General features: G+C 45.5%; 9 protein-coding genes. 1 reads left to right on the top strand and 8 read right to left on the bottom strand.

The features are described from left to right. Window positions 1-76: 76 nt before the first annotated feature. The 8 genes from G496_RS0109050 to G496_RS0109015 form a co-directional block, all read right to left on the bottom strand. A complete protein-coding gene (locus tag G496_RS0109050) occupies window positions 77-3064 on the bottom strand; it encodes an Ig-like domain-containing protein (RefSeq protein WP_027179006.1) in 2988 nt (995 codons plus the stop codon). A gap of 539 nt (window positions 3065-3603) precedes the next feature. Then, complete coding sequence (tkt, locus tag G496_RS0109045; protein WP_027179005.1) at window positions 3604-5583, bottom strand: transketolase; 1980 nt, start codon at window positions 5581-5583, stop codon at window positions 3604-3606. Between the two features lie 268 nt (window positions 5584-5851). Further along, window positions 5852-6277, bottom strand: a complete 426-nt coding sequence (gene rpiB / locus G496_RS0109040; protein WP_027179004.1) for a ribose 5-phosphate isomerase B — start codon at window positions 6275-6277, stop codon at window positions 5852-5854. A gap of 87 nt (window positions 6278-6364) precedes the next feature. Beyond that, entirely contained in the window at window positions 6365-6685 is a 321-nt protein-coding gene (locus G496_RS0109035; protein WP_027179003.1) for a hypothetical protein, read from the bottom strand. 17 nt (window positions 6686-6702) lie between these two features. Continuing rightward, window positions 6703-7533, bottom strand: coding sequence for a hypothetical protein (locus G496_RS0109030; RefSeq protein WP_027179002.1), 831 nt, complete (start codon window positions 7531-7533; stop codon window positions 6703-6705). Next, on the bottom strand, window positions 7530-9281 hold the full coding sequence (locus G496_RS0109025) for a tetratricopeptide repeat protein (protein ID WP_027179001.1): 1752 nt from the start codon (window positions 9279-9281) through the stop codon (window positions 7530-7532). The genes G496_RS0109030 and G496_RS0109025 overlap by 4 nt, the downstream gene beginning before the upstream one ends. Before the next feature lie 8 nt (window positions 9282-9289). After that, entirely contained in the window at window positions 9290-10060 is a 771-nt protein-coding gene (locus G496_RS0109020; protein WP_027179000.1) for an HD domain-containing protein, read from the bottom strand. Continuing rightward, the gene (locus tag G496_RS0109015) at window positions 10053-11021 is read right to left on the bottom strand and encodes a sigma-70 family RNA polymerase sigma factor (RefSeq protein ID WP_027178999.1); all 969 of its coding nucleotides are present in this window, start codon (window positions 11019-11021) and stop codon (window positions 10053-10055) included. The genes G496_RS0109020 and G496_RS0109015 overlap by 8 nt, the downstream gene beginning before the upstream one ends. Window positions 11022-11302: 281 nt before the next feature. Here G496_RS0109015 and G496_RS0109010 point away from each other — a divergent pair, with 281 nt between their 5' ends. Next, window positions 11303-13717 carry a homocysteine S-methyltransferase family protein gene (locus G496_RS0109010; RefSeq protein ID WP_027178998.1) on the top strand — a complete coding sequence of 805 codons (2415 nt, stop codon included), beginning with the start codon at window positions 11303-11305 and terminating at the stop codon, window positions 13715-13717. The last annotated feature ends 251 nt before the right edge of the window (window positions 13718-13968 follow it).

The following is a 13968-nucleotide window of genomic DNA, read 5'->3' as shown; positions in this document are numbered from 1 at the left end:
ATCATGCCCAGATTATACTACGATCTTGGCGTTACATCATGAGGATGTATAGTTAGAGCATGACATTTTCTTAATATTAATTGCGGTGAAAAATTGTTGACCTGCGAAGAATGAAAATGAGCAGTATATAAAACAGCAGAAACCATTCCAGCCCTGAATCTGAACCGGGATTCATAACACACCCTCCCGGATTATTCTCGGTCTTCGGAGGTGCTGATTCTGAAATGCCTACCGGGTCCACTATGCGCCCGTTTAAAACAAGATCTTCGTCACCGTAGCCGCCATCGATAAGATTCAGAGTGCATGACTCGCTGCCTAATTCAGAATGAGCGGTGAATGGATAAAATCCTTTTGTTCCTGTTTTATAGACACTGCGAATATCCGGGAAGTCCGAGTCACAGCTTAAAGTTACCTGCGCCGACGCTCCTTTAGTCATATTTCCAATTTCAAAGTAAGTCAGACCTGTGGAGAAATCACCGTCTATAGGATAATCAGTGAGGTTCAATCCCGGATCAAACGGGGACATTGATTTAATATTTTTGAAGGCTGCTCCTGCTTCGGCATTTAGAATCAAGGTGTAGACATGGTTGCAGACCGCAGAATTGAAAGTCGCTTTAGTAGGGTTGTCAGGATAGGAATCCTGATTGTTATTAACGCCGTCACCGTCTGAATCAGGAGATTCATCTTCGGTCGTGAATACCCACAATTGTTCCGAGGACAGGGGATTTTCAAAGGCATCTTTGACAGCCGTAGTAATCACGGCTTTATAGGTTGTGGAAAAGTCTAGTTCTGAATTCGGAATAAAGTAGGCCTTGCGGCAGTTCTGGTCGTAGCGAACAGTGCCGTTCACTCCTTCCAGATAAAAACTGTTATTTGTAATTGATGATGGGTCCATCTCTTTATTAAATTTTACCACCAGGCAGGAATTAACAGAGACATCACCAGCCATGGACTCCGGGAACACATACAGGATACCTGCGTTGTCCAGATCAAGACCTGACGAGGTTGTGAAACTCCATGTGGTTTCAACTGGCAGGTTTATTCCTATCAGATTGGTGATATCGGAAGTCAGGGTTGCCAGATATTCAGTTGTGGGGAACAGGGTGGCTTCAGGAGTGAATGTTGCGCTCAATTTATCAGAGCTTACAGTTATATTGCCTGAAACCGGGCTGTGATCGGAGGTACAATTTAAAAGAAAGGAAGTTGAAACGGCTGAACTGTTCATCGTCTGACTGAATACTGCCGATAAAATAGTGTTCATCGCAATGTCCGTACTGTTGTTCCCCGGACTGACGTTTAAAACTGAAGGAGTAGTGGCATTGAAGACATATGCCGCCCCCAGATTTGAATCACTCTGGTCGGCCCCTATAATGAATCTATGGCCGTCAAAACCTGCGGCAATTCCAAATTCATCACTATCCTGAGCGTCTGCTGGAATGTATTTTTCAAACAAGTCCCAGTGGTTGTCCTGCTGAATGAATAGATAAACCAGACCTGACAGTTTTCCGGTATCATTTTCAGCATTGTCTGCTCCGACAAGAAGTTTATTTCCACTCAAAGCGACAGATGAGCCCATGGAATCAAAAGCATTGCTGGAAGAATCCGTCAGTTTCTGCTGCATATTCCATCCGCTTGAATTACGCACATAGATATAGGCTGCACCGCTCATTGCTGCACCGCCATTATCTCCAATTGCTCCAACAGCCAGACAGTCTTTTCCCATAGACAGGGAAGAACCGAAAAATCCGAAATTTGAACTGTCCGGAGACTGAAATTTATCTTCGTAATACCAGCCTGACCAGCCATAGTGATAAGTGTAAACCCTTCCGGCCGATCCATCCGCCCCGAAAGCTCCTACAGCAAGGTTGTCATCTCTGATGGAGACGGAACAACCGAAATTATCCCCGGCCATGGCATCTAATGCGGTTATTCTGGAGTCCTGCTGCCATGATCCGGAATTTTTTTTGAATATATAGGCAGAACCTGCTCCGGAATCATCTGCATAAGAGCCGATAACGGCCCAGTCTCCGTCCATAGCTGTTGAATATCCGAATTGATCTCCAATTTCTCCGTCAGAAGCTGAAAGCTGCTGCGTCTCCTGCCATAGTCCGCCGCTCAGGGAAAAAATATATGCAGAGCCTGTATTTGCGGCGTTGCCGGGAGCGCCGACGATGATGCTGTTTTCATTAAGATCAAGGCTGAATCCGAAGTTGTCACCTGATGTACCGTTTGTTGCGGTTAGGATTTGCGACTGGGCCCAGTTACCGTCAGTATTTTTAAAAACATAGACTTTTTCTTCATCCGGTGCGCCGATCACCGCATAATCGCCATTAATATCAGCGGTCCATCCAAAATCAACATCAGCCCGACTTTCAGCAACAAGTTTATCTTCTTGTGTAAAAAACGGATCAATTACTACAGGATAAACAGCCCCGGTATCGTTAAGCACATAGGTCAGCATATCCGGCTGAACAAATTCAATGTGGGCATCCAGTTTGCGTCCTGTGGAATCCCATGCGCATATTCCAGTAATTTTCAGTTCACTTTTTTTATTGGTGAAATTTATTTCGCCATCAGCCGATTTCTGGCAGGGAACAAGGCTGCCACCAAGTTTCCAGACCACTCGGACTGGGGATGTTCCGCAGGGACGCTCTCTTATTGTAACACCGTGTTCGAACCCTTCTTTCGGTCTGTTGATCAACCATTCATTTACATCTTTAGAAATTCTGTTGAGTTTATTTCCGCAGATATTGGTTGCGTAAAATTTAGTGGGGTGGATTTCCTTTCGTCCCATACCTGCGAAAGTCATGCAGAGATTTTCATTGGAAATGGTGTCTAGAAATTCAATTTTGCCATTTTTAACTTGGACATAAAGTGACTGTCTGCTGTTGAATGCTGAACATCCTGATTGTGCTGAAAAGAAAGAAAGGTCGCGTAAACTCCTTTCATGAGAGAAAAAACTTTCAGTAGATGCAGTTATCCCGTCTGCGGGGCTTCCGAAAAAGGCTGATCCGGCAACTAGAATAAATAATATGCATTGAAAAAATAATCTGCTGTTTCGCAACAAAAATTCTCCAGAATTGCAGCATTCATTATATCATAATCTGTAAGATCAATATCTTTAATATTACATTTTTAAGAAGCCAGTTAACATGCTGGTTATGATGGTGCAATACTTTATGGAAAAGATAGCCTATTTTTGTATGAATTGCATAAATTATGATAGTAAATGTAAGGTTAAATTCCTTTTAAGCATTTAATATGACAATATATAATCATATTAAAATTCATTTTATTATGACTCGTTTTTAACCGGATGGATGGCAGCAGTAAATGGATATAAATATAGATGTAGTTATATGGCGGGTTGGAATATAAAGGAAATGAGAAATTACAGTGTATTAATAGTAAAAAGATAATTTAAATTTGTTATTACATATTCAGTGCTGATTTTTATTGTAGAAAGAGCAGCCTTGCATTGGTGGATCGATATGAAAACGTCAAATTTTAGCGACTGAATAGTAAATAAAAATTGCTGTGTATAAAAAAGGCCGGGCAGTCATTTCTGACTGTCCGGCCTGAATATCTCAATATATAATCAGCTTAGAAGCGTTTTTTCATAACTTCAGCAAGATTATCAGCTGTGAAGCCGTAGCGTTCGGCAAGCTGACCGGCAGGAGCAGAAGCTCCGAAGTGATCTATTCCGAGTACGGTTCCTTCAAGTCCTACATATCTGTACCAGAGTTCCGGGCGTCCTGCTTCGGCGGCAACACGGTTGGTAACAGCCGGAGGAAGAACGGAGTCTTTGTAGGCCTTGTCCTGTTCTTCAAAGAGTTCAACTGAAGGCATGCTGACGATACGGATTTTCTTATCCGAAAGCATGGCTGCAGCGTCCATTGCCAGAGAAACTTCAGAACCGGTTGCGATAACAATCATTTCCGGAGTTCCTTCGCAGTCTTTGAGAACATAACCACCGCGTTTAACACCTTCTTCAACCTGCGGATAGGCTTCATGGTCAAGAACCGGGAGTCCCTGACGGGTAAGCATGAGGCTTGAAGGACGGTCTGTCTGATGCATGGCGATATCAAGACATGCGGCTGTTTCACGAGCATCAGCAGGACGAAGAACCAGCAGGTTCGGGATCAGGCGCAGTGCGGAGACATGCTCGATCGGCTGATGTGTCGGTCCATCTTCACCAACATAGAATGAGTCATGGGTGTAGATGTAGAGAACAGGAAGTTTCTGCAAAGCGGACATGCGCATTCCGTTTCTGCAGTAATCGGAGAATGTCAGGAAAGTTGCACCGAAGGGCAGAACTCCACCGTGAAGAGCCATACCGTTAAGGATGACTGACATCGGAAATTCACGAACACCGAAAGCCATATTGCGGGCGGAATAGCCGTTGATGGCAAAGTCGCCGACTGCTTTACGGAAATTCAGGGTCTGGTTGGAAGGATCAAGGTCTGCTGAACCACCGATAAGGGTCGGCAGTTTTTCATAAACAGCATCAAGGCATGCGCCCCATGCTTTACGGGTGGCAATGCTTTTTCCTGATTCAAACTCAGGGAGATCCAGTTCGATTTCAGTACGCGGTTTGGAAACATGAGCCCAGAATTCAGCTATATCCTTGTCTCCTGCGAGTACTTCATCAAGCTTTTTCTGCCAGCTTTCAGCTTCGGCTTTCAGCTCGGGGAAACGTGCGCGGAAATGTTCAACTACATCTTCGGGTACATAGAAATCTTCATTTTCAGGCAAACCGAATTTTTTCTTTGTAGCGGCAATCTCTTCAGGCGGCAGTGGTGCTCCGTGAGTACCGTGATCTCCTTCACGGGTGGCGGCACCGTTTGCCATGATGGTTTTACCGATGATCAGAGTCGGTTTATCTGTTTCAGCTTTGGCTTCTTCAATTGCTTTACGGATTGCTTCGTGGTCATGTCCGTTGATTTCAATGACATGCCAGCAGATTCCTTCGAAAACCTGTTTAACATTAGTGCAGTCGCAATTGCAGACAGGGCCGGCAAGCTGAACGTTGTTGCTGTCGTAGTAGACAACAAGTTTACCAAGTTTCCAGACACCGGCCAGAGTTGCGGCACCCATTGCTACGGGTTCCTGAAAATCACCGTCGGAAGCCAGTACATATGTGTGGTGGTCGGTAATTTCGCTTCCGGTTTTAGAGCCGAGGAATGCTTCAGCCGTAGCCATACCTACACCTGTGCAGAAGCCCTGTCCTAGAGGACCGCTTGTTGCTTCAACACCGGGGGTTACATCATGTTCAGGATGACCGGGGGTGATGCTGTCGAGCTGACGGAATTTTTTAACATCTTCAAGAGAAATATAGCCGGCAAGGTGCAGCAGGCTGTAAAGGAGCATGGATTCATGTCCGGCCGCTAAAACAAAACGGTCGCGGTTGAACCAGTCCGGTGTTTCCGGGGTGTAGCGGAGATAGTCCCTGTAAAGGACATAAGCGAAATCCGCGGAGGACATGGCGCCGCCGGGATGGCCTGAGTTAGCCTTGCGGGTGGCATCCATGATAAGACCTTTGATGACGTTTACCGTCTTCTGATCCATCTGGCTGTTGCTCATGGGGTTGTTCCTTATAAAAATTGGATGGGATTGTTGAAGCTTGTGCTTTGAACGCTTCGTAAAAGCTTTTTCCACGCTTGGCAAGTCCCGGTTCAGCAATAGTCTTCAGTCTGATCCAAGCTGAAAATGCCAGCGATATTATCTGGTTTTAATGCTCTCTGCTGAAAAAAATATCTGTGGGATATCAGATAATTTAAAAAATAAGTAAATATATTCAAAATAGTTAAGACCTGTTAATCGGGCTTAACTATTTTGAATAATAAAAACTTTATTTATCAAAGAGATTTATGCGGCGCAGATGTCTGTCTCCGGCAAAGTCTGTGGTCATGAAGGCTTTAATGATGTCTTCAGCAAGTCCTTTTCCAATGACTCTTTCTCCGAGGCAGAGAATGTTGGCATTGTTGTGTTCACGGGCTTTAACGGCCATGTACTCATTGGTACAGACTGCAGCGCGGATGCCTTTGACTTTATTGGCGGCCATAGACATTCCCAGTCCGGTTCCACAGACGAGAATTCCAAGAGTATCAGCATCAACCTGTTCAGCCACTTTGAAGGCATACTCAGGATAGTCACAGCTTACAGCTGTCTCAGGTCCTGCGTCGACAACTTCATACCCCATCCCGGTGAGAATTTCTTTGGCAAATTCTTTAAGTTCGTATCCGCCGTGATCTGAACCGATTATTACTTTTGGCATTTTTAGGTCTCCTTGAGAGTGCCGGACGTTTTTTCTGCACTCCATATACCATAAAAAAACGGAGGATAAGACCTCCGTTTTTCGTAGTTAAATTCCTGCTTCGCGCGCGTTATCGCGATTTTTAACATCACGCTTGGCTTCCTGCTCGGCTTTAAGGCGAGCAATTTCATCTACAAAAAATTCGATCTGCTTTTTACAGAGTTCAATATCACCCTGAGTATTTCCCATGGTGAGTTTTCCGAGCAGGGCGTATTCTTTTTCGAGACGTTTTTCAAGCTGTCTCACCTCGATATTTCCCAGTATACTGCTCAGGATAAGTGAAAACTGTTTGGTCCAGATTTTAAAACCAAGTTTAAAATTACCTATAAAACTAGTCTTTTTCTCGCACTCGCATTTGGCTTCGCTCATTTTGGCGTCCTCCGTGTTCAATCGTTATCTCGGGCTGGAACCCGGACGTACGTATTTCTATCAAGCCTGATAATGTCGGTGTCTCCCGGAACTCTCAGCTCAAGAGCCTCATCCGGCCAGGGGCTGATTTTAAACTCTCGCGATTTGATTCGCAAGATGGCTTTATCTCCGTCACCTGTAACCAGACTCAGGGTATCGGGGATTTCTTTGCCTTCTGCTTCTTCGAATGAAGAAAATTTAAGTTCCCAGCCGTTATTGTCACGCCCGGTAATAGATACGGGCCGTCCGTCAGAAGTTGTGGTGATTGAACTTATTTTTCCGCTATTAAAGTTGTAAACGAAAAAACCTGATATGATCTGCTGCTCTCCGGAATCATAGGATTCCGGGATCAGACCGGGAAAACATCCGGACATAACTCCTGCCAGATTTATAATATCGAAAGGCAGGGGAAGTCCGAGCATCTGCGCCCCTTTTACCGGGTCGCTGTGAATATACGTGGTTTCATCATCAGGATAATATGCGTGAAGACCGGTTGAATCCTGACGGATGTGGGCCAAAAATGCTCCTATTCCGGCTCTTACATCAAGCCTGAGTGGAGAGTTCTTGTCACCCCATATCTGGATGGTGGTGCGATGCCCTTTTCCTTTTGTGGAGGAATACAGGCTTGCTTTCAGGTTGATTCCGGTAAAATTACCGTAACCGTATTGTGTCCTGAACGAGTTGTAATTTTCGTTTAAATTAAGGATGTTCTCATGCTTTTGAGCGCATCCTGAAAGCCCCAGCACAATAAGTGCTGCCAGAAGCGCAAAATACGCCGGGGCATGTTCTTTATTTTTGCTGGTGATCATAACGAATTCAGTTTTTTCCTGATTTCATTCATATTGTCGGAACCGTATTTCAGAGCGTTCAAATATCCTTTGCGTGCGGATTTCTTTTTGCCGAGGCTACGGGCGATATCACCATAGTGCTCCCATAGCTCCGCTTCCTTATCAAGCATTGATACCGCTCTTTTAATTTCGTCCCATGCTTTATTATTTTTTCCCATACGGAAGTAAACCCAGGCCAGCGAGTCCATTATGAACGGGTTGTCCGGCTCAAGTTTGTCAGCTCTTGAAATAAGAACCAGAGCCCGGTCGAGCTGGGTGTTTCTGTCCGCAAGAGTGTAGCCCACGAAATTAAGAGCATTAGCATGGTCCGGGTTTTTACTGATTATCCGTTCCATTATTTTAATGGCTTCATCCGTGTGGCCTTCTGCATCGAGAACAACTCCAAGCTGGAACATCAGCCGGGTGTTTCCCGGAACCGCCTTTAACCCGTTACGGACTATTTTTTCGGCAGTCGAGTGGTCTTCGCTATCCATGAAGATAGAAGCTTCCATTATGTAAAATTCAGGATTGTCAGGGAATTTTTGCTGACCCTGACGGAGAATTTTAAGAGCATCTGTTTTTCTGTTTAAAGAAAAAAGAAGATGGGCTCTGAATTCAAGACTCTGATTGTAATGGACACTGTCTTCCGGGATACGGCTTAAATATTCCAGTGCTTTTTCAGGAGCCTGCTCACCTTCGTATGCAATGGCTCCCTTGTAGAAGAAATAGTCTGTGGGGATCGGTTTGCTTTGCGCAAGTATGTCTAGAATGGTGGAAGCCTGCGCATAAAAACCATTATGCATAAAGGCGCGCACTGCTTCAAAAATGAAGCTTTTAGTATGCGGACCTTCCAGAACGAGAGAAAGAGCTCTGTCAGGGTTATTCAGTTTCAGTGATAACGATATCAGTCTCTGCCTTACGTCCGTAGGGGACCCGCCCATTTCAAGCATGTGGGTGTATATTTTTTCTGCGGCATCATAATCTTTCTGATATTCATAGAGATAAGCCAGCTCTCCCCATGCTTCAATGAAGCCCGGAGCCTTTTTTACAGCCTTTTTCAGGGTTCTGATGGCCTGACGGTTGAGGCCCAGCCCTGCACTGGCTTTGGCGTAGGAATAAAGTATTTCCGGGGTCCTGTGGCCGGCCGGTATTGTCTTGAGGATATCAAGAGCGTGGGCAAAGTTCTTTTGCTCAATATAAATCTGGGCCAGCTTATTACGCACATTGTAATCGTGCGGATTTTTTTTCAGATAGCTTTTCAGTGTTACCTGCGCTGCTTCAAATCTGTTTTCATTAAGATAAGTGCTTGCGAGGGAGAGGGTCAGTCTCTGATTATCCGGGTATTTTTCAAGACCAGCTTTAATTACTTCTCTGGATTCCGGTATCTGATTCAGAGTCCAGTAAAGTGCGGCCTTTTCAGCATATAGAAAAGGTCTCTGGTCTTTTTCCAGAACTTTATCAATATATTCCAGAGCATGCAGCTGGAGTGATTTTATTTTTTCAAGTTTTGCTTTTGAATTACCGCCTGTGCGCAATTCTTTTTCGAATTGTGTCAAATAGTCCTGATAAACAAGAAAATTGTAACTGGCATCAGCTTTCGGGCTGACAGGAACTTCAAAAGTCTGCACGTTGCTATGCGGAGCGCATCCGGTCATAACCGCAAGCAGACACAGAAACATGGTTGAAACCAGCCTGCTTTTGAAGAGTGGTGTTTTTGTCCCGGTATTCATTCTGGGGCTTATTCCTTGTAGGCAGGATCGTTTGATAGTTCCAGAAGCCTTTTGTAAAGTTGGGTTCCTATTTCGAGTCCCTGATGAATCATCTCGGGTCCGTATTTCTTACCGGTGGAAGTTCTGAACGTCGGCTCAATTGATTTGATGATCTCAAGTCCCTTGGGGAATTTGACAACAATTTCATCAGTACTCCAGTCTTCGTAATCGCATATTTCCCAGAGTGTGGTGGAAAAATTGTCCGGACCCCAGCGGAATTTGTCAGCATCATATAGCGCACCGCTTAAAATCTTGAGTTTGACATCATCGGTAACCGGTTCATCATTTTTAAAAGCCTCGTGTCTGGCTATTGCTCCGGTTATCAGATGCTTATCACGTTCGGAAAGGGGGAAGTTGTTAAGAATCACAAGAGCTGTTTCCGCACCGCGTTTGGCGTGTTCAGCCTCCAGACGGCAGCAGTCATGGAGCAGACCGCAGAACTGGGCCAGAAGGACCAGATCCCTTAATTCATCCCCTAGAATATTCTCGCCTTCACCTTCCTGAAGAACTATAGCACCGGCCTCTATGGCCACCTTTTTGGAGTGGTAGACCCCATGTGCGTATTCGTCATAAAGGAAAGGAAGCACATCTTCCTGAAGCCTTATAACCAGTGGATGGTCAAAGAACATCTCACGGGCAAAAGTCAATTTAGATTCCATTTCACGGTAAAAGGCCGGAACAGGCTGTCCTGCTGCCAGAGCCTTTGCCTCTTTTTTTAATTCTGTAAGCACCTTATTCATTTTCAGGTATCCAGTCTTGAGAGAAGTCTTCAACTTTATCAGCTAAATGTTCTTTGAGCTTGCCAAGCAGTCTGGCCTCTATCTGACGCACCCTTTCGCGGGTGACTCCGAATTCTTCACCTATTTCACGCAGAGTCCGCGGGGAATCGGAAAGAAGTCTGTCGTTCAGTATGACCTGTTCTTTTTCATTGAGCAGCGGGGCAACTTCCCTCAGCTGGTCAAGAAGCAGTGTTGATATTTCTTTGTTGGCAAGGGTATCTTCCACTCCGGGACCAAGATCGGGGAGAAAATCCATGCGTGTGGCATCGGAGTCTTCACCGAGTTTAAGGTTAAGGGAAAGATCGTTTTTGGCCAGCCTGATATCCATTTCCGTAATCTCATCTTCGCTCACGTTGAGATTTTCAGAAAGGGTCTGGGTTGTAGGATCAAAGCCTAAAGCCTGTAAGCGCTGGCGTTCCTTGTTCAGGTTATAAAAAAGTTTGCGCTGGGTCTGGGTGGTCCCGATTTTGACCAGACGCCAGTTATCCATAATATACTTTAAAATATATGCTTTGATCCAGAAAGCCGCATAATAGGAAAATTTAATACCTTTATCCGGGTCAAATTTATTGACGGCCTTCATAAGACCGACATTACCTTCCTGAATCAGATCCAGAACGTTCTGCATCCAGCGGCGTTGAAAGTCCATTGCGATTTTAACAACAAGTCTCAGGTGTGAAGAGACCAGCCTGAAAGCCGCTTCCTGATCTCCGTTTTCCTGCACTCTTTTAGCTAGTTGAAATTCTTCATCAGGGTCAAGCAGAGGAAACCTGCTTATTTCCCTCATATAAAGACTTAACGGATCGCGTGTTGCAATTTCGCCTGATTTTTTTGGAGTGGGGAGAAAAATTTCTCCCGGAACCTCTTCTTTGGGAATTTCCTTTTCGTCCTCGGGGGGAAGTATTTCAATATCTTCTGACATAATGCGTCGGGTGAAATCCTTGAATCAACCCATTAAAGGGGATTTTTTAGTGTGTTTCGTACGGTTTCATCCGTAAATTTTGAGGGTATAGTTTTTATTTGTCCTTTTCAATCTTTTTAAGTAGACATGAAAACTCGCTGAAAACGTGGCTGCATGGCCCTTAACTTCCTACCAGATAATTTTATAAGCAGGTGGTTCAGTTTGTTCTTAACAACATGGAATTCTGGTACGGACCTTTCTTTTACCTGATAAATAACGGAAATCAAGGTTTGGAGCAATAAATGGCAGATTTTCGCAAGGCTCTTACAGACGGCAGGGTGTACTTTTTTGATGGCGGTTATGGAACTTTTCTTCAGAAAAGAGGATTACCGGCCGGTATGTCACCGGAACTTTTCGGACTTGAAAAGCCCGAAGTCGTTCGTTCTGTGCATGAAGATTATGCAAATGCAGGAGCGAATGTTCTGACAACAAATACTTTTGGCGGAAGTGCTCCTAAGCTTGGTTCAAAGGTAAAAGCCCGCGATCTCAACCGTGAGATGGCTCTGCTTGCGCGATCCGTTGCCGGAGACAATCTGTTTGTCGCCGGAAGTGTCGGCCCGACAGGTCATTTCATTGAGCCTCTTGGTGATTTCACCTTCAAAGAGATGGTGGAAATATACAAGGAGCAGATTCAGGGTCTGGTTGACGGGGGAGTCGACCTGATTCTCGGCGAAACCCACTTCGACCTTGCCGAAGCCAGAGCTCTTGTTGTTGCAGCAAGAGAAGTCTGCGCTCTTCCGGTTGCTCTTTCCATGACTTTTGAATCCCCCAACGCCTGCCTTACCGGTTCTTCTCCGCAGACATTTGTCGATGCCATGCAGAATATGGAAATTGATATTGTCGGAACAAACTGCAGTGCCGGGCCGGAGCAGATTTTTGAAGTTATCAGCAATATGAGGCCGCGACTTTCAACCCCGCTGCTTGTTGAAGCAAATGCAGGGCTGCCTGAACTTGATGAAAACCGCAATACTGTTTTCCGTCTCGAACCACAGCCGTTTGCCGAACAGTCTGCCAGATTTTTAGCGATAGGAGCCAAATTTATAGGCGGATGCTGCGGTACCGGTCCTGACCATATCCGGGCGCTTAAGAGCGTGATCGGTGATGCCGCATGGCAGAAACCCGTCCCGGAAGATGATGCCCAGATGGTGATCACTTCCCGTGCGGAATCCGTCTGCATAGGCTTCAATCATACCGGGGTCATAATAGGTGAAAGAATCAATCCGACAGGAAAAAAGGTTCTCAGTGCCGAACTTCAGGAAGGCCGTTTTACCGAGGCCCTTAAATTTGCCGGGCAGCAGATAGAAGCCGGGGCTCCGATCCTTGACGTCAATGTAGGCGCTCCCATGGTTGACGAAACCATGATTCTCCCGGCCTTGTGCAAAGAGATAATTGCCCAGCATCAGGTTCCGCTTTCAATAGACTCAACCAACCCGGACGCTGTGGAAGCGGCTTTATGGAACTATCCCGGTACTCCGCTGGTCAACTCCATAAGCGGCGAACCCGGACGTATGGAACGCCTCGGACCTTTATGTAAAAAATTCGGTGCTCCATTTATTCTGCTCCCAATCATTGGCAGCAAGCTTCCATTTGAATGCAAAGACAAAATTGAGGTGACTGAAAAACTTCTGCGTGAAGCCGAGGCACTTGGAATTCCCCGCAGGCTGATTATGGTTGATGCTCTGGCTTTGACCGTGTCTTCGAGACCTATGGCTGCACGGCATTGCATGGATTTTATACGTCACTGCAAGGAAGAGTGGAATCTGCCCACTGTTCTGGGACTCTCCAACGTATCTTTCGGCCTTCCGGCGCGGGAACTGCTCAACTCAACATTTCTGACTCTATGTCAGGGACAGGGACTTTGCGCCTTTATTTCCAACCCGAATTCGGCACGGCTGCGTGAGAGCCTGTATTCGGCTGAAGTTCTCCTTGCCCGTGATAAACAGGCTGAGAATTTTATTGATATGTATTCTGAATGGTCACCGGCAGCTCCTTCCTCAACCGGAGGGACTAAAGGCGGTGAAGGAAAAAAGTCCGGTGCGGAAACCATGTTCGAGGCCGTGGTCAAAGGGGAACGCGGGCTGATTGAGGATATGGTCCGTAAGGCTCTTGATGAAGATAGAGATCCTTTTGATATTGTGAACGGCGAGCTTATCCCGGCAATTATGGAAGTCGGCGAAAAGTATGAGCGCAAAGAATATTTTCTTCCTCAGCTCCTTCAGTCCGCAGAGACTTTGCAGAAAGGTTTTGAAATTTTAAAACCGCTGCTTGAGAAATCGGGAAAGCAGAAAGAGAAAGATGTTATCGTCATGGCAACTGTTGAAGGGGATATCCATGACATTGGTAAGAACATCGTCTGCCTGATGCTGCGTAACCACGGTTTTGAAGTTGTCGACCTCGGTAAGGATGTTCCTGCTGAAACCATAGTAAAGACAGCCATAGAAAAGAATGCGCGGATTATCGGCCTGTCGGCTCTGATGACCACGACAATGGTGCGCATGGAAGATACCGTAAATCTTCTGCAGGAAAAAGGTCTTGATATCAAGGTGATGATAGGCGGAGCGGTCATAACTGAAGGGTTCTGCAAAGCCATAGGTGCGGACGGATGGTCTACCGATGCCGTCGCAGCCGTAAAGCTGGCAAAGACATTGGTGCAATAAATCCTTGATGGAGGCTGATTAATTTTGTAAGCGAGCCTCCTGATCGTGACTATCTGTATCGCTTTATAAGCATTGTTCTAAAAAACTGTCCGTATTGTGTAAACTTACTGTTAAACAAAACGGATGGAATGCCTGTGCTTTTGTGTTTTGACCTTTTTTCTGGTAAAAAATGTTAATAAACCGTTTTTCTGCCATGATCAGTTTGCCTGTTTTAAAGGGTCAGGTGGCAGATGGAAAATCGGGAACCATGA

This window comes from Maridesulfovibrio bastinii DSM 16055, assembly GCF_000429985.1.
Classification (GTDB): domain Bacteria; phylum Desulfobacterota; class Desulfovibrionia; order Desulfovibrionales; family Desulfovibrionaceae; genus Maridesulfovibrio; species Maridesulfovibrio bastinii.
This window is presented reverse-complemented; position numbering and strand designations above follow the sequence as displayed.